The following is a 15,740-nucleotide window of genomic DNA, read 5'->3' on the forward strand; positions in this document are numbered from 1 at the left end:
TCGATGCAGGCCGGGGCGGAGGCTCCCGGTGTGCTGTCGGGCGTCCCGGAGGTCGAATGGACGGCGGTGCTGCGCGAGCGGCACGCCGGGATCGCCCGGGCCCAGTTCCTCGAGGTGGATGCTGTCGCATCGGTGTATTTGGCGCGGTGCGCAGAGGACGCCCGGCGGGGCTGTAATGAGGCGTTTCAGGGCGAGTTCGCGCACGTTGAGGTCGGCGTGATGCTGACCGTGACCGAGCCGGTGGCGCGGCGGTGGATCGGGTTGGGCTTGGACTTGCGGTGGCGGCTGCACGCGACGTCGCTGGCGTTCTCGACCGGTCGCATCGATCAGTCTCGGGCCCAGGCCATTTCGGATGCGTTGGCGAACGTCTCACCCGACAAGGTGGATTTGGTGGAGCGACTCCTTCTGGACGGGATCGAGGGGGCGACGACGTCGACGATCCGTCGCACCGCGCGCAGGTTGGTCGCTCGGCACGATCCGGCCGGTGCCAAAGCCCGGCGGGAACAGGGCGAGGCCGATCGTGACGTGCGGTTCCGCGCGAACGACGACGGCACGTGCTCGATGGAGGGCACGCTGCCCGGTCCGGCGGGTCAGGTGGTCGCGATGCGGCTGCGGACGATGTGCTTCGAGGTCTGTGGGAACGATCCGCGCACATTCGCGCAGCGTCGGGCGGATGCATTGGTGGCATTGGCGGACGGGTCTGGTCGACTGCGATGCCTCTGTGGTCACACCCACTGCACGCAAACAGTGAGTGTGACGGAACCCACGAGGGCCGGCGCTCGGACAGTCGACTCGAGAGGGTGTGCGGCGGCATCGGCGGCGACCGAGCCGACGTCGACCTGCGCGGCTGTCCCTGGTCGGCGAGGCACGGACGAGTCCGCGAGCCACGGGTCCGCAATCGACAACTCCGGCAAGCCCTCCGGCGATTCCGGCAAGTCCTCCGGCGACTCCGGCAAGACAGCCAGCTACTCCGGAAAGCCTTCCGGTGACTCCGGCAAGCGCTCCAGTGATTCCGGTAGGCCCGCCGACGGTGACGGGTGTGCTCGCGGCGGTTCGAATCTGCCGCCCCTGCCGGCGGCGACCATCCATGTCGGGGTGAACCTGACGACGCTGCTGGGACTCGACGATCTGCCCGCGTACCTCGCCGGACAGGGGTGGATAGACGCCGACCTCGCGCGGGACATCGCGGCGGACGGCACGTGGAAGAAGGTCCTGACCCTGACCGACACGGATCGGGAGGCTCTGCTCGACGCCCTGTGTGGCCACTCGGGGCAAGGCCGCGGGGCAGGCGAAGTTGCGGCCGATGATCTCTCGGGCGAGGTGTGGTTGTCGCGTCGTCGAATCGAAACACTCCCGCAAGGAACGATACTGGGAATCGGCCGCGCGTTGACTGCCGCGAGGATCACGCCGTCGGCCATCCGAAAACGCAGCAGGCGTCGACGAGAACAGCTGACGTACCGGCCGTCTCAGCGGCTGGCGGAGATCGTGCGCGCCCGGGACGGAATCTGTCGATTCCCCGGATGCAGCGTTCGGGCGGTTTCCTGCGACATCGACCACACGGTGCCGTATGACCACGCGAACCCGGCCTCGGGCGGCTGGACGGTCGAGCAGAACCTGGCCTGCCTCTGCCGTCGGCACCACCGCCTGAAGACGATCGGGCGGTGGAAGGTGCGGCAACTTGGCGGTGGCCGACTCGAATGGACCACTCCCTCAGGTGAACTCGTCATCACAGAACCCCTCGGTGAATTCAGTGCCGATGCGACCGCACCACCATTCGACGCGGGCACAGCGAACCCGGATGTGCCGTCGGCGGGAGCTGCGGGCTCTGCTGTGCGGCCGCTCGACGGTGCAGGTTCGTCGGTGCAGCCGCCCGACATGGACGGCTCCGCGGCAACCTCGCTCAAGAGCGCCGGCCCGGCGGTACCGCCAGGTGACGATGGGCGCTCGAACGCGGAGATTGCAGCGGCATGGGGTGTGACGCTCACCGATCCGCACGAGCTCGTCCGATTGTTCGGACAACCACGCGGTAGGGGAGTAGAGGCCGATCTGAAATACCTGCTCGACTCCTGGCCCAAGCCGCTTGCCATAGTCGACCGAGCCTGCAACATCAAGGTCTACGACCTCGACCGGCCCGTCACGGTCCCGGTCGACGACGAACCGGCACCGTTCTGACCGCGGTGCGTGAATATTCGCATGCACTTCGACTCGCCGGCACGCGGTCCTGGCGTTCCACCCGAACAGTTGGCGCGCAGGAATAGTGGTCCGTGGCGGGCCTGAAGTAGTCGGTGTCATTCACCATAGAAGCCGACCTGATAGTCCCACGAGTCGTCGATCGTGAATGGTTCGCCGATGTACTCCGCGAAGGTGTGGAGCATTACCGGTGAAATGTCGTAGCCGCCCGCTTCGAGTGGGTATTCCACTCCGCCGATCCTCACGGTGTCTCCGAGGTTCAATAGATCCTTGAGAGTTTCCGTACTCAATCCCGGCATGGGATAGTCACGAACTTGCAGTTCGGAGTCCTTGTCGAAAGCCTCCAAGTACCACATACGTTCATCGCTCCGATCGACGTGTCGGATCAGCCGGCCTTGTCAGCGCACTCGCGTGGGGGTCGGACTCGCCTCGGTGCCCTCCCGCCCTTGTCGTATTCTCGACCGCGCCGTGCTGATAGTCCCACACGTACGTATTGCCCTTGTTGTCTTGCGATCTGGTGCACTGCCGGTAGCTCCGGCGAACGCATTCTTGAAGGTTGGCGACGTGCTCCTCGGGATGCGGCGGCCCGGCGGGGTGGTACCCACCCCGCCGGGTACCACCCGTCGAACGGGCCGGTGCTCAGCGGTGCAACGGCGAGCAACCCCGGGCCTCGAAATCGGCCTTGGAGGAGTACACGCCGTCGGGCAGGTACTGTCCCATCACGGCCTTTTCGTCGCCCGGTGTCCGGGTGTCCTGGACGGCGTGGCCGAACCCGGCCGACGGCAGCATGTTTCGCAGGATGAGGTAGCCGTCATCGTGGTGGCCCGCACCGTCGCCGGTCGGCGAGAGGGGTAGCCAGGCGACGCCGCAGGCTTCGGTGGCGTTCACCGGGCGGTCCTCCGGCAGGGTGGCGACGATGGTGAATCGGCGTGCCGAGTCGAGCGGCACCTGCTCGTCGTGGAGGCATCCGACCACCTTCGTGGTGGCCATCGACTCGTTGTTGCACAGCGACCAGTAGCGCATGTCCACGTCGTCGACGCGATCCTGACCGTTCAGGGTGCGCGGCGTCACCGGCATCGTCCCGGTCAGGGTGAGAACCTCGCCGAAGCCGCGGTTGGTCAGCGCCGCAACGTAATTGTTGTCCTTGTTCGAGTACTGGCCGCCGGTGCGCGCGGGGGTCCCGCTGCACTGCCCGAGGTAGCTGCACTGGAGGCCGAACGGCACGTTGTAGAAGGTTCGCCACGCCGGCTGCTGCTCGGCGGGGAATGTCGCGGGCCTCCCGGGCTGGTCCCGCAGCGAGAGGTAGGTGTCCAGCGGGAGCTTGTCCACTGCCGGTGTGGTCGTCGCGGCGGCAACGGCGCTGCACAGGGACTCCCCGGTGAGCACCTGCCCGTCGGTCAGGTGCAGCTCGGGCTCGGGCAGTCCGACGCCACCGGTCACGTCGCGGCCGTTGTCGGGCAGGTACAGGCGGTAGAGCAGGGTGGTTCGTTCCTGCCCGGGAACTCCCGCGTACAGGGTGTTCGGCGCGGCGGTCCCGGGATCCGTGGGCGGTGTCTCGTTCACGACGGTCGCGGTGTACGAGCGGGGGCCGTGCCCGTTGCGGGGAGCCCCGGGCAGGTACGGGTTCGTCGAGCCCTCGTCGGGCGCGGTCGACACGTCGTTCAGCGCGGCCGTGGGCGAGTTGGTGCTGATGTCGTAGGAGTTGAGCGACTGGTACCGGGCATGCGCGTAGTCGCCCCGCAGCACGAGGCGCGCGCCGTCCGGGATCGCGAACTGCGCTGCCCAGTACAGCGCCCCGGAGTCGGGGAAGGCGTAGTTGAGGTCCTGGTTCGTCGCCGAGAACGTCGGACCGAACCAGAAGCACGTGGACGTGGGGTGGTTCTGGTCGCCGGTCGACCCCCCGCTCGACCCGAGATCCGGGGCGCCGGAGCCCGAGGAGCCGAGGTCGAGGGGGCCGAGCGCCTGGGCGGCACCGGTCGGAAGCAGGGTGACGACCGCGGCGAGTGCCGCCGCTGTCACGAGTCTGGCGAGGGCGGGCATCCGTGCTCCTTGTGATCTGGGTAACAAAACGTGCGCTGACGATAGGGGCCATATGGAACAAAAGTCAATAACGTCTCATTTGGAAAGGTAGAAGTAAACGTCCCATGCGTTACAGTCCGACCGTGAGTTCCCAGCCTGTCGACGGGCCGCCGTCGTTCCGTAAGCCGACCGCGAGCGATGCCCGCGCCATGGCGACATGGCTGTTCCGGCGGGGCGAGCGCGTGGACATGCACACCGTCGCGTCGCATCTCGACATCGGCCGGTCGACGCTCTATCGGTGGGTCGGGGATCGCGAAAAGCTCATGGACCAGGTGATTCTCGCGTCCATCGGGGACATCTGGGAGGATTCGCGCGGCGCCGCCGAGGGCGCGGGGATCGACCGCGCGCTCGACGCGACTCGGCGCTTCATGCAGGGCTGTGTCGACTTCGAGCCGCTCGCGACGTTCGCGCGACGTGAGCCGAATCTGGCGTTGCGGGTCCTGCTCGATCCGGACGGTCTCGTCACGAAGGCGCTCGCGCGCAACCTTTCTCGCGAGATTGCCGAGACGGCCCCGGATATCGCCGTTCCGGAGGAGACCTACGGCGTGCTCGCGCTCACCGCCACCGCGCTGCTCTGGGCCCACGTCGCGGCGAGCCGTGAACCCGACATCGACGCGACGATCGCCATCATGCGTGCCGTGCTCGCCGCACACGTGCGGGATGCGGGATCCCCCGGCGCGGAACCGGGTCGACCGTAGGTTCCGGTGGACTTCGCGTCCAGCGGTGAGCGCACCGACCCGGAAGGGGCAGGTCCCGGGCGAGTTCCGGATCCGTCGCGGCGAGCCTCCGGGCATCGGCGGACGAGGTGGACCACAGTCGACGGATGACCATCGAGAAGATTCCCGGACTTCCGGCCGGCACTCTCGGGTATCGCGGACTTGGCGTGGTGACCGCGGACGACTACCGGACGGTGCTCGACCCCGCGATCGAGGAGGCGACCGCCGCCCATCAGCGGGTCAACCTCGTCTACGTCCTCGGTGACGGTTTCGATCGGTACTCACTCGGCGCGATGTGGCAGGACTCGCGGCTGGTCGGCGTCCCGCGCGACATCTGGGGACGGTTGGCCCTGGTCACCGATCACACCGGACTCGGCGAGGCCGTTCACCTGCTGGCCTTCCTGTTTCCCGGTGAGCTGCGGGTCTTTTCGACGGACCGGGAGGCCGACGCGATCGGGTGGGTGTCTGGCGGCTGAGGGCGTCGGTCACCCGGCGATCCGGTCGATTGAAGTCAGCGGGACCGTCGGATGGGCGCGAAGCACGGCCTCCAGCCGTGCCGCGACGTCGGCGGGAGCGGTGCCCTCCGTGCTCAGGACCAGGTCGACGCCGGTGAGTGCGCGCATGGTGGTCGCCAGCCGGTGGGCGGCGTCAGCCAGTTCCTCTCTTCCCGACCAGGTTTCGGGCTCCCGGTCGAGTACCCGGCGTCGTACGGTCTCCGGTTCGGCGTCGAGACGCACGGTCAGGTGATCGTCCGCGCCGGTCGCGGCCGACAGTGCGTCGCCGTACGCGTCGTCCTCCACGGTTGCCGTGACGAGGAGGAGCGTGTGGCCGGCCTCGCGGTACGAGTCGGCGAGCATCGCCACGTTGCGCATCAGGCGCCGGACGTCGAGCGGCGGGTAGCAGCGTTCGAGTTCGTCGAGTTCGATCAGCGCGTTGGCGACGCCGGCGTCCCCGAGGCCGTCGTGTAGTTCGGTGACGACGGAGCTCTTTCCCGCGCCCGGTGGTCCGGTCAGCAGCAGCACGAACATGTCGGCCAGTGTGTCAGTTCGCGGACCGCCCGGGCAGGATCAGGGCGACCACCAGGGCCCCGACGGCCAGTGCCAGGCCGCCGACCAGGCTGGCCTGCCCGATGGCGTCGGCGAACGAGACGCCCGCGGCCTCCCGCAGCGGCTCCGCGAACGACGAGGCCAGCGGGTTGGCCGACAGCTCCTGTGCGACCAGCGTTGCGCCACCGACGGATTCGCCCGCGACCTGCATCGCGTAGTCGGCCTGGGCGGCCATGTCTCCGGTCAGTGTCGGGAGCGGTGCCGCGTCGATGAACCCGGCGATCGACTCCTTGTATCCGGCGGCCAGGATCGAGCCGAGGATCGCGATGCCGAGCGAGCCGCCGAGTTCGATGGCCGTGTCGTTCAGGCCGCCGGCCGCGCCCAGATCGTCGTCGGGGAAGCGGTCCATGATCGCGTCGGTGGCGGGAGGTTCGGCCAGGCCGATGCCGAGACCGAGCAGCACCAGCGGCATCGCGAAGTCCAGGTAGCCGGAGCCGGCGTCCACCCGGACCAGCAGCAGGACCCCGGCGGCGGCGATCGCCATGCCCGCCACGATCGCCCACCGCACGCCGACTCGTGGGGCGACCCGCCCGGCCGCGAGCGCGCCGACCGAGACCGCCGCGGCCAGCGGCAGCAGCCGGACTCCGGTCTCGAGCGGGCCGTAGCCGAGGACGAACTGGAACTGCTGGGCCACGAAGTAGATCGCGCCGAACGCGGCGAGGAACAGCAGCAGCACTGCCAGGGTGGCGCCGCCGATCGTGCGGTCACCGAGTTTGCGGACGTCGAGCAGCGGCTGCGGATGCCGGAGTTCCCAGACCACGAACGCGGCCAGGGCGCAGGCCGCGAGGGCCGCGGCGGCGACCGGTCCGGCAGTCCACCCGAAGTGGAAGCCGTTGATGATCGCGTACACCAGGGCGCCGATCGCGACCACCGAGAGCAGTCCGCCGACCCAGTCGATCCGCCCCGCCTTCTCGGCCCTCGACGGCGGCACGAGGATCAGCGCGGCGACCGCTGCGACCGCGGCGATCGGCACGTTGATCAGGAAAGTGGCATTCCACGAACCGGATTCGAGGATCCATCCCGCCAGGAGCGGCCCGAACGCGATGGCCAGACCGGACGTCGCGGCCCACGCCGCGATGGCGCGGGAGCGTTCGGCTCGGGGGAAGGTCGCGACCAGCAGCGACAGGGTCGCCGGCATGATGATCGCCGCGCCGACGCCCATGGTGATCCGGGCGGTCACCACCGCGGTGGTCGTGTCGGCGAGGCTGCCGTAGACGGCGCCGGCGCCGAACACGAGCAGTCCGGTCAGCAGCGCGCCGCGGCGGCCGTACCGGTCGCCGATCACGCCGCACAGCAGCATCAGTGCCGCGTAGGGGACGGTGTAGCCGTCGATCACCCACTGCAGCTGCGAGCTGGTGAGCGCGAGGTCGCGGGTCATGTCGGGCGCCGCGACGATCAGCGCGGTGTTCGCCATGACCACGATCAGGAGCGAGAGGCACAGCACGCCCAGTGCCGCCCATCTCCATCGATAGGGAGTCTCGTCGGTGGTGGTCGGTCGGGTGGCGAGGAAGGTCACGGTCGGCTCCGTTCCGGGCGTCACGACTATTGATTGCACACTGATGTGCAAGTTAGTTTGTTGCACAGTGGTGTGCAATGACGGTGTGGCGGGTATCACCGCCCCCGCGCGGTGCGCCGAACGCCGCGTCGGCGGCGTGGAACACTGCGAGTGTGGAAGTTGGTGCTGGTGGGGTGAGTGAGCCGGTCCGGCCGCGGCGCAGTCAGGCCCGCGCCAACCGGTCGCGCATCATCGAGGCCGCGATCGGGGCCTTCGCCGCCGACCCGGACGCGAGCATGGACGACGTCGCACGGGCGGCGGGAGTGGTCCGCCGTACCGTGTACGGACACTTTCCGAGCCGGGACGCCCTGGTCGAGGGCATTGCCGACGAGGCATCGGCGGCCCTGCTGACAGTTCTCGACGGAGTGCCCGCACTGCCAGGCCGACCGGACCTGGCGTCCGCGGTGCTCGCGCTGCTGACCTGGCCGATCGGCGACCGCTTCCGGGTGCTGCTCACGTTCGCCCGCAAGGAACTCGGCGAGGAACGCATCCGCGATCTGCTCGAACCGGCCCGGGCGCCGAGCGTGGCACTGGTCGAACGCGGTCAGGCCGACGGGGTCTTCTCCTCGTACCTGCCCGCACCGGTCCTGGTCACGATGACCGAGGCGGTGGCACTCGCGCTGTTCGAGGAGGCCAACCGCGGTCTGGTCAACGATGCGGGGGAGTCGTTCGCGGTCGCGTCGCTCGTGATCGTCGGCCTGACGCCCGATCGGGCCGCAGAAGTGGTCGACGAGGCCCTGCGCTGGCTGCGTGAGAGCGCCGCCACACCCGGGGTCTGACCGCCGGTTACTCGGTGGGAAGGCCCGCGCGAGCGAGATAGACTGCGAACACCACCATCGCCGGATCAGGGAAGCAGGCCATAGCAACCACGTGAGTGCAGACAGCGAAATGGGTGAGACCACGGTGTCGTCGTCCGCCATGTCCGGATCCGGTGTCTCGGCGCGGACGGCTGACCGGCAACAACGCCCCGCACAGCGCTCCGTTCGATCCAGCATGGAGGTTCCACCCGAGTCGCTGCTGCCACTGCTCGGATCGACCGACGAAAACCTCAAGGCGCTCGAACGGTTGCTCGCCGCCGACATCCACGTGCGCGGCAACAGTGTCACGCTGACCGGCCGCGTCGAGGAGGTCGCGCTCGCCGAGCGGGTGTTCGGCGAACTCGTCGCCATCGTCGGCCGCGGCCAGACGCTCACCCCGGATGCGGTGCGGCGCAGTGTCTCGATGCTGACCGACGGTGCAGGGGAGTCGCCGGCCGAGGTGCTCAGTCTCGACATCCTGTCGCGGCGCGGCAAGACGATCCGGCCGAAGACCGTCAACCAGAAGCGGTATGTCGACGCGATCGACGCCAACACCATCGTGTTCGGCATCGGACCCGCCGGCACCGGCAAGACGTATCTGGCGATGGCGAAGGCCGTGCAGGCGCTGCAGTCGAAGAACGTCAGCCGGATCATCCTGACCCGTCCGGCCGTCGAGGCCGGGGAGCGGCTCGGATTCCTGCCCGGCACGCTGCACGAGAAGATCGACCCGTACCTGCGGCCGCTGCACGACGCGTTGCACGACATGATGGATCCCGAGGCGATCCCGAAGCTGATGCAAGCCGGGGTGATCGAGGTGGCGCCGCTCGCGTACATGCGTGGCCGCACCCTCAACGACGCCTTCATCATCCTCGACGAGGCGCAGAACACCACCGCCGAGCAGATGAAGATGTTCCTCACCCGGCTCGGGTTCGGGTCGAAGATCGTCGTCACCGGTGACGTCACCCAGGTGGACCTGCCCGGTGGGCAGCGCTCCGGCCTGCGCGCGGCGGCGGAGATCCTCACCGAGATCGACGACATCCACTTCGCGGAGCTGACCAGCGCCGACGTCGTGCGGCACCGGCTCGTCTCCGACATCGTCGACGCCTACGATCGGTACGACTCCGACCGGCTCGACGACGTCAAGCTCGGCAACCGGGCGCAGCGGCGAGCCGCTGAATCCACCCAGCGGCGCGCGGCGTCGCGGCGCTGACGGACCGGAACCGAAATTGAGCCCCCGCACCGACGTCAACGCGGCCCGAGGAGAACGGCACAGATGAGCATCGAGGTATCCAACGAGTCCGGGATGGACGTGTCCGAGGCGGAGCTGGTCAGCGTCGCCCGGTTCGTGATCTCCCGCATGGACGTGCACCCGGCGGCCGAGCTGTCGATGGTGCTCGTGGACCTGGACACCATGGCGGACCTGCACATGCGCTGGATGGACCTGCCCGGTCCGACCGACGTGATGTCGTTCCCGATGGACGAGCTCGAACCCGGTGGGCGGCCCGACGCGCCCGAGCCGGGTCCGGCGATGCTCGGCGACATCGTGTTGTGCCCGGCGTTCGCCGCGGACCAGGCCGCGAAGGCCGGCCACTCCACCGCGCACGAGCTGGCGCTGCTCACCGTGCACGGCGTCCTGCACCTGCTCGGCTACGACCATGCCGAGCCGGAGGAGGAGAAGGAGATGTTCGCGCTGCAGAACAGCCTGCTCGCCGAGTGGTACGAGGACCTGGACCGGCAGCAGCGCGAGGCCGAACTGGCCGCCCGCGACAGCCGGCTGCTCGGCAAGACCGGCTTCGTCGGGCCGACCGATGAGTGATCACCGGTGACCGGTGCCGTCGTACTGATCCTGTTCGCTGTCGTCCTCGTTCTCCTCGGTGGGTTGTTCGCCGCCCTCGACTCCGCGCTGAACACCGTCTCGCCTGCCCGCGCGCTGGAGATGGCCAAGGACGAACGCCCGGGCGCCCAGCGGCTGCTTGCGGTCGTCGAGGACCGGCCCCGCTACGTCAACCTGATGGTGCTGCTGCGCATCGCCGCGGAGATCAGTGCGACGGTGCTGCTCGCGGCGGGTCTGCTCGAACTGCTCACGCGTGGCTGGGCGCTTGCGGTCACCGCAGTGGTGATGGTGCTGGTCAACTACGTCGTGATCGGTGTCGGGCCGCGCACCGTCGGCCGTCAGCACGCCTATTCGATCGCGCTCGCCGCCGCGCTGCCGTTGCAGTGGCTCGGTGTCCTGCTCACCCCGATCAGTCGGCTGCTCATCGTCATCGGCAACGCGCTCACCCCCGGCAAGGGATTCCGCAACGGACCGTTCGCGTCCGAGATCGAACTGCGTGAGCTGGTCGACCTGGCGCAGGAGCGCGGCGTCGTCGCCGACGAGGAACGCCGGATGATCCAGTCCGTCTTCGAACTCGGCGACACCCCGGCCCGTGAGGTGATGGTGCCGCGACCGGAGATGGTGTGGATCGAGGCCGACAAGTCGGCCGGGCAGGCCACTTCGCTCGCCGTGCGCAGCGGACACTCGCGAATCCCGGTGATCGGCGAGAACGCCGACGACGTCCTCGGCGTGGTGTACCTGAAGGACCTGGTGCAGAAGACGTACCACTCCACCGACGGCGGCCGCGGCGTCACCGTCGCCGAGGTGATGCGGCCGGCCGTTTTCGTGCCCGACTCGAAACCCCTCGACAGCCTCCTCGCGGAGATGCAGCGCGACCGCAACCACATGGCGCTGCTCGTCGACGAGTACGGCGGCATCGCCGGACTGGTCACCATCGAGGACGTGATCGAGGAGATCGTCGGCGAGATCGCCGACGAGTACGACACCGACGAGATCCCGCCCGTCGAGGACCTCGAGGACGGCCGCTACCGCGTCTCGGCGCGGCTGCCGCTCGAGGACCTGGGCGAACTGTTCGACCTCGAGATCGACAGCGACGAGGTCGACACCGTCGGCGGCCTGGTCGGCTACCAACTCGGCCGCGTGCCGCTGCCCGGCTCCGAGGTCGTGGTCGCCGCCGGCGACGACTCGGACACCGCCGAGCGCCTCGTGCTGCGAGCCGAGGGCGGCAGCGACATGCGCGGCCGCGTCCGGATCACCACCGTTCTCGCCTGGCGCGCACCGGAACCCGACGACGCCGATACCGACACCCAGGAGCACGCATGACCACCACCGAATTCCGTTCCGGCTTCGTCTGTTTCGTCGGCCGCCCGAACACCGGCAAGTCGACGCTGACCAACGCGCTGGTCGGCAGCAAGATCGCCATCACCTCGTCGCGGCCGCAGACCACCCGGCACACCATCCGCGGCATCGTGCACCGCGACCACGCGCAGCTGATCCTCGTCGACACCCCCGGCCTGCACCGCCCGCGCACCCTGCTCGGGCAGCGGCTGAACGACCTTGTGCGCGACACCTATTCGGAGGTCGACGCGATCGGCCTGTGCATCCCGGCGGACGAGAAGATCGGTCCCGGCGACCGCTGGATCCTCGACCAGGTCCGGCAGGTCGCGCCGCGCACCAAGTTGATCGGCATCGTCACCAAGATCGACAAGGTGAGCAAGGACCAGCTCGCGCAGCAGCTGATGGCCGTCTCCAAGCTCCTCGGACCGGACACCGACGTGGTGCCGGTGTCCGCCTCGTCGGGGGAGCAGGTCGAGGTGCTGGTCGACGTGCTCGCCTCGCACATGGAGGAGGGGCCGGCGTTCTACCCGGACGGCGAGCTCACCGACGAGCCCGAGGAAACCCTGATGGCCGAGCTGATCCGCGAGGCCGCGCTCGAGGGACTCGGCGACGAGCTGCCGCACTCGCTGGCCGTCGTCATCGAGGAGATCGTCGAACGCGAGGGGCGCACTGAGAAGCAGGGCGAACTGCTCGACGTGCACGCGCTGCTGTACGTCGAACGCCCCAGCCAGAAGGGCATCGTCATCGGCAAGGGCGGTGCCCGGCTGCGCGACGTCGGCACCAAGGCCCGCACCCAGATCGAGCGGCTGCTCGGTACCAAGGTCTACCTGGAACTGCACGTCAAGGTGGCCAAGGACTGGCAGCGCGACCCGAAGCAGCTGGGCCGCCTCGGTTTCTGACCGACTCCTCGCCGCTCAGAGTTTGTCGGCGAGTACGTCGAGATTGCTGATCTCCGGCGGCGAGGAGAACAGTTCGTCGGCCCGCTCGCCGAGGGCCTTCGCGACGGCCCCACCCAGATGTGCCGCCCGGGCGGCCTCGTCCGGGAACGCATCGATGATGCCGAACGACGACGGTCCGAAGCGCACCGCGAACCAGGCCGTTGTGTCGGGCTCGCTCTCGACGAGCGGCAGCGCCGACCGTAGGAACTCCTCGACCGCATCCTCCTTGCCTGCCCTGGCTTCGAGCCGGACCAGCAGTGCCTTGGTGGTCATGGGAACCTCCTCGGTTCAGTCGACCAAGACCAGCATCACACCGTCGGGTGACCTTGGGAAGGTGCCTGTCCGCCGACGCCCGGAGGTCTACCTTCCAAGGAAGACAACCACCTCACCTGGAGGACGGCATGGGCCTCATCCACATCGAGCTGTTCGCAACCCTCGACCTCGTCGGGCAGGCACCCGGCGGCCCCGAGGAGGACCCGGTCGGGTTCCCTTTCGGCGGCTGGCAGGCGCCCCTGCTGGACGAGGTCGCCGGGGCGCAGGTCGGTGCCGCGTACGAGGGCACCGACGCCCTCCTGCTCGGCCGACGAACCTACGACATCTTCGCCGCCTACTGGCCTGATCAGGAGGGCGGCGAGGACAACGAGATCGCGACGCTCTTCAACCGGGTCCCGAAGTACGTGGCATCCCGCGGCAGGCCCGACCTCTCGTGGGCGGGGTCCACGCAGCTCGGCGCGGATCTGGTGACCGCGGTGCGTGAGGTCCGGGACCGGCACGAACACGTGAAGGTCGTCGGAAGCCTGAACCTGGTCCAGACCCTCCTGCGCGAGAAGCTCTTCGACCGCCTCGACCTCTGGGTGCATCCGATCGTGCTCGGCGTCGGGAAGAAGGTGTTCGACGGTGGCGCGGTGCCGACCAACCTCACGCTTCTCGCGCCGCCGGTGGCCGGTCCGAAGGGCACGGTGTACCTGCGCTACGGGCTCGCCGAGGGCACGCCGCCGACGGGCGACATGACCGCAGCCGACCGTGGTGCCGGGCCGGACGACTGAAGCCGCCCCGGCGCCGCGGTCAGCGGCCGGCGAGCAGCCGCAGGATCGCGACGGAGATGTCCTGCGGCACGCCGGTCGCGACGCGGCGCAGCTGCAGACCCGCGATTGTCGCGACCAGGGTCGGGGCGACCGCGGCGGCATCCGGCACCCCGAGGGCCTCGAGGATGGTGACGGTCAGGGCGTCGTAGGCGGCGAAGCACTCGTCGGCGGCATCCTGCAGCGACGGGTCGCGGCCGGCCTGGATGTACAGCTCGAACGGAGCGAGACGCTCGGCCGACCAGCCGAGGTCGCGAACCACCTGTTCGGTCAGCGACGCGGCGTCGACGACGCTCAGTCCCCGGTCCCGATAGCTCTCCGCGAGGTTCGTCAGCCGGGAGGTCTCGTCGGTGACGAAACCGAGCAGCGCGTCGCGCAGCATGTCCGTCCGGGTGGGGAAGTGGTAGGTGATCGAGCCGAGCGACACGCCGGCCTGCGCGGCGATCCGCCGGTTGGTCACCGCCGCGACGCCGTCCGTGCCGATCACGTGCAGCACCGCTTCGAGGATCCGGTCCCGGGCCGGGGCCGCCTGCGTCGTCATCTCACCACCACCGGTCGGGACGCACCGTGTCCCAACGCAGTTCGCGTTCGAGCTGCGCCGCCAGCGCCACCAGCATCGGCTCGGTGGAGGCGTGACCCATCAGCTGCACGCCCCGCGGCAGCCCGTCGCCGGTGAACCCGGCGGGGACGTTCACGGACGGCCAGCCGAGCACGTTCCACGGCCAGGTGTACGGGCACGCGGCGGTGATCACCTTGTCGGTCTCGAAGTGTCCGGTGTGGTCGATCGCGTGGACCGGGGGCGGCGGGGTCGCGGTGGTCGGGGCGAGGATCACGTCGAACTCGGAGAAGATCGCGCCGATCCGCCGCCGGATCCGCGGCTCGGCGGCGCGAGCGGCGCGCAGCGGCAGGCCGCCGAGCAGGCGTCCGTTGCGGGCGTTCGCGAGGGTGCGCGGGTCGAGCAGCGACGGGTCGGGTGCGCGCCGTCGCCACAGCTCCAGCCCGGCCATCGACCGGGGAAGGAAGTTGGCGCCCAAAGTGATTCCGTAGTCCGGGTCGGCGAGGACCACCTGGTGCCCGAGCCGGCGCAGGGTGTGTGCCACGGCGCCGACAGCGCCGAGCATCTCCGGGTGCAGCGCGGTCGGGGTCGCGGTGAACGGCCGCTTCAGCGACAGCGCGATTCGCAGCGGTCCGGGGTCGTGGTCGGCGGCCTCACGGACGGTGACCGGTCGTGGCGTGTGCAGGTCGCCGTCGTGCGGTCCGGCGACGAGATCGAGGAGCAGCGCCGCGTCGGCGACCGTGCGGGCGAGCGGGCCGATCACGGTGATGCCGTGAAACGCCTCGGGATCCGGCCAGGTGGAGATCCGTCCGCGCTGCGGCTTGATGCCGACCAGGTTGGTCCACGACGCCGGGATCCGCACCGAGCCGGCGCCGTCCGAGCCCAGCGCGGCGGGCACGAGTCCCGCCGCGACCGCGGCGGCGCTGCCGCCCGACGAGCCTCCCGGGGTGCGGCCGCGGGCCCACGGGTTGCGGGTGTGGCCGAAGCTGCCACCGGTGAAGGGCCACTGGCCGAACTCGGGGCTGTGGGTCTTGCCGACGATCACCGCGCCGGCGGCGCGCAGGCGGCGCACCACCTCGGAGTCGGCGGTCTTGGCGGGGAAGTCGCCCGCGCAGCCGAACGCGGTGGGTTCGCCGGTGACGTCGACGTCGTCCTTGACGGCGATCGGGACGCCAAGCAGGGGGAGTCGCTCACCTGCGGCGAGACGGCGATCGGCGTCGGCGGCCTCAGCGAGCGCGGCGGTGCGGCGCACGACCTTGAACGCGTTCAGGGTGGGCTGGGCGGCGGCGATCGCGTCCAGGCTGCGCGTGACCATCGCGACCGCGGTGGTCTCGCCGGCGGCCAGTGACCGCGCGCACTCCTCGAGCGACGGCCAGGCGCGGTCGGACCCCTCGTTCCCGACCGCGCCCGCCCGCGGTGCCCCCTGTTGACCGGTGTCAACGCTCATGTCCAGCCCCCTGTTCGTTCGAACGAACGGTAGCAGCGGCCGCGCCGCCTGTGACTCCTTTCGGCCCATATACGGGCCAAGAGGACTCACGGCGAGGGGTGC

Annotated in this window: 16 protein-coding genes and 1 pseudogene; 9 read left to right on the plus strand and 8 right to left on the minus strand. The window is 69.6% G+C overall.

Annotated features, from left to right (window positions below):
* Positions 1-30: 30 nt before the first annotated feature.
* Positions 31-2,172, plus strand: coding sequence for a DUF222 domain-containing protein (locus ACWDU4_RS04945; protein ID WP_450112738.1), 2,142 nt, complete (start codon positions 31-33; stop codon positions 2,170-2,172).
* 116 nt (positions 2,173-2,288) lie between these two features.
* Here ACWDU4_RS04945 and ACWDU4_RS04950 read toward each other — a convergent pair whose 3' ends face one another.
* The 3 genes and pseudogenes from ACWDU4_RS04950 to ACWDU4_RS04960 form a co-directional block, all read right to left on the minus strand.
* Positions 2,289-2,546 (minus strand): DUF7683 domain-containing protein, encoded by a 258-nt coding sequence (locus ACWDU4_RS04950; protein ID WP_450112739.1) that lies wholly within the window; start codon positions 2,544-2,546, stop codon positions 2,289-2,291.
* A 4-nt stretch (positions 2,547-2,550) separates the two neighbouring features.
* A pseudogene (locus ACWDU4_RS04955) lies at positions 2,551-2,697 on the minus strand (colicin E3/pyocin S6 family cytotoxin); the annotation flags it as partial.
* A 132-nt stretch (positions 2,698-2,829) separates the two neighbouring features.
* On the minus strand, positions 2,830-4,230 hold the full coding sequence (locus ACWDU4_RS04960; RefSeq protein ID WP_450112740.1) for a hypothetical protein: 1,401 nt from the start codon (positions 4,228-4,230) through the stop codon (positions 2,830-2,832).
* 122 nt (positions 4,231-4,352) lie between these two features.
* On the opposite strand from ACWDU4_RS04960, the gene ACWDU4_RS04965 reads away from it, so the two are divergent.
* Together ACWDU4_RS04965 and ACWDU4_RS04970 are read left to right on the plus strand one after the other, a co-directional pair.
* A complete protein-coding gene (locus ACWDU4_RS04965) occupies positions 4,353-4,967 on the plus strand; it encodes a QsdR family transcriptional regulator (RefSeq protein ID WP_450112741.1) in 615 nt (204 codons plus the stop codon).
* 125 nt (positions 4,968-5,092) lie between these two features.
* Positions 5,093-5,461, plus strand: coding sequence for an STAS/SEC14 domain-containing protein (locus ACWDU4_RS04970; protein WP_450112742.1), 369 nt, complete (start codon positions 5,093-5,095; stop codon positions 5,459-5,461).
* A gap of 9 nt (positions 5,462-5,470) precedes the next feature.
* Here ACWDU4_RS04970 and ACWDU4_RS04975 read toward each other — a convergent pair whose 3' ends face one another.
* On the minus strand, positions 5,471-6,013 hold the full coding sequence (locus ACWDU4_RS04975; RefSeq protein ID WP_450112743.1) for an AAA family ATPase: 543 nt from the start codon (positions 6,011-6,013) through the stop codon (positions 5,471-5,473).
* A gap of 13 nt (positions 6,014-6,026) precedes the next feature.
* Complete coding sequence (locus ACWDU4_RS04980; protein WP_450112860.1) at positions 6,027-7,607, minus strand: MFS transporter; 1,581 nt, start codon at positions 7,605-7,607, stop codon at positions 6,027-6,029.
* Positions 7,608-7,780: 173 nt separating this feature from the next.
* Between ACWDU4_RS04980 and ACWDU4_RS04985 the strand changes: the two genes are divergently transcribed.
* The 5 genes from ACWDU4_RS04985 (at position 7,781) to era (ending at position 12,514) form a co-directional block, all read left to right on the plus strand.
* Positions 7,781-8,425 (plus strand): TetR/AcrR family transcriptional regulator, encoded by a 645-nt coding sequence (locus ACWDU4_RS04985; RefSeq protein WP_450112744.1) that lies wholly within the window; start codon positions 7,781-7,783, stop codon positions 8,423-8,425.
* 139 nt (positions 8,426-8,564) lie between these two features.
* Positions 8,565-9,653 (plus strand): PhoH family protein, encoded by a 1,089-nt coding sequence (locus ACWDU4_RS04990; protein ID WP_450112861.1) that lies wholly within the window; start codon positions 8,565-8,567, stop codon positions 9,651-9,653.
* Positions 9,654-9,716: 63 nt separating this feature from the next.
* Positions 9,717-10,259 carry an rRNA maturation RNase YbeY gene (gene ybeY, locus ACWDU4_RS04995; RefSeq protein ID WP_450112745.1) on the plus strand — a complete coding sequence of 181 codons (543 nt, stop codon included), beginning with the start codon at positions 9,717-9,719 and terminating at the stop codon, positions 10,257-10,259.
* A gap of 6 nt (positions 10,260-10,265) precedes the next feature.
* On the plus strand, positions 10,266-11,600 hold the full coding sequence (locus ACWDU4_RS05000) for a hemolysin family protein (protein ID WP_450112746.1): 1,335 nt from the start codon (positions 10,266-10,268) through the stop codon (positions 11,598-11,600).
* Positions 11,597-12,514, plus strand: coding sequence for a GTPase Era (era, locus tag ACWDU4_RS05005; protein ID WP_450112747.1), 918 nt, complete (start codon positions 11,597-11,599; stop codon positions 12,512-12,514). Before ACWDU4_RS05000 ends, era begins: the two co-directional genes overlap by 4 nt.
* A 15-nt stretch (positions 12,515-12,529) precedes the next feature.
* Here era and ACWDU4_RS05010 read toward each other — a convergent pair whose 3' ends face one another.
* Complete coding sequence (locus tag ACWDU4_RS05010) at positions 12,530-12,826, minus strand: putative quinol monooxygenase (protein WP_450112748.1); 297 nt, start codon at positions 12,824-12,826, stop codon at positions 12,530-12,532.
* A 128-nt stretch (positions 12,827-12,954) separates the two neighbouring features.
* Between ACWDU4_RS05010 and ACWDU4_RS05015 the strand changes: the two genes are divergently transcribed.
* On the plus strand, positions 12,955-13,599 hold the full coding sequence (locus ACWDU4_RS05015) for a dihydrofolate reductase family protein (RefSeq protein ID WP_450112749.1): 645 nt from the start codon (positions 12,955-12,957) through the stop codon (positions 13,597-13,599).
* Between the two features lie 19 nt (positions 13,600-13,618).
* Here the strand turns inward: ACWDU4_RS05015 and ACWDU4_RS05020 are convergent, their stop codons facing one another.
* Together ACWDU4_RS05020 and ACWDU4_RS05025 are read right to left on the minus strand one after the other, a co-directional pair.
* Positions 13,619-14,176, minus strand: coding sequence for a TetR/AcrR family transcriptional regulator (locus ACWDU4_RS05020; RefSeq protein WP_450112750.1), 558 nt, complete (start codon positions 14,174-14,176; stop codon positions 13,619-13,621).
* A gap of 1 nt (position 14,177) precedes the next feature.
* Positions 14,178-15,638: an amidase gene (locus ACWDU4_RS05025; protein ID WP_450112751.1), complete on the minus strand. Its 1,461-nt coding sequence runs from the start codon at positions 15,636-15,638 to the stop codon at positions 14,178-14,180.
* Positions 15,639-15,740: the final 102 nt, after the last annotated feature.

This window comes from Rhodococcus sp. NPDC003348 (assembly GCF_053589375.1).

Excerpts from the sequence above, each read along its gene's own strand:
- ACWDU4_RS04990 (WP_450112861.1), top strand. The coding sequence starts at position 8,565 with ATGTCCGGATCCGGTGTCTCGGCGCGGACGGCTGACCGGCAACAACGC.
- ACWDU4_RS04975 (WP_450112743.1), bottom strand. The coding sequence starts at position 6,013 with ATGTTCGTGCTGCTGCTGACCGGACCACCGGGCGCGGGAAAGAGCTCC.
- ACWDU4_RS05025 (WP_450112751.1), bottom strand. The coding sequence starts at position 15,638 with ATGAGCGTTGACACCGGTCAACAGGGGGCACCGCGGGCGGGCGCGGTC.
- ACWDU4_RS05020 (WP_450112750.1), bottom strand. The coding sequence starts at position 14,176 with ATGACGACGCAGGCGGCCCCGGCCCGGGACCGGATCCTCGAAGCGGTG.
- ACWDU4_RS04960 (WP_450112740.1), bottom strand. The coding sequence starts at position 4,230 with ATGCCCGCCCTCGCCAGACTCGTGACAGCGGCGGCACTCGCCGCGGTC.
- era (WP_450112747.1), top strand. The coding sequence starts at position 11,597 with ATGACCACCACCGAATTCCGTTCCGGCTTCGTCTGTTTCGTCGGCCGC.
- ACWDU4_RS05015 (WP_450112749.1), top strand. The coding sequence starts at position 12,955 with ATGGGCCTCATCCACATCGAGCTGTTCGCAACCCTCGACCTCGTCGGG.
- ACWDU4_RS04970 (WP_450112742.1), top strand. The coding sequence starts at position 5,093 with ATGACCATCGAGAAGATTCCCGGACTTCCGGCCGGCACTCTCGGGTAT.
- ACWDU4_RS05010 (WP_450112748.1), bottom strand. The coding sequence starts at position 12,826 with ATGACCACCAAGGCACTGCTGGTCCGGCTCGAAGCCAGGGCAGGCAAG.
- ACWDU4_RS04950 (WP_450112739.1), bottom strand. The coding sequence starts at position 2,546 with ATGTGGTACTTGGAGGCTTTCGACAAGGACTCCGAACTGCAAGTTCGT.
- ybeY (WP_450112745.1), top strand. The coding sequence starts at position 9,717 with ATGAGCATCGAGGTATCCAACGAGTCCGGGATGGACGTGTCCGAGGCG.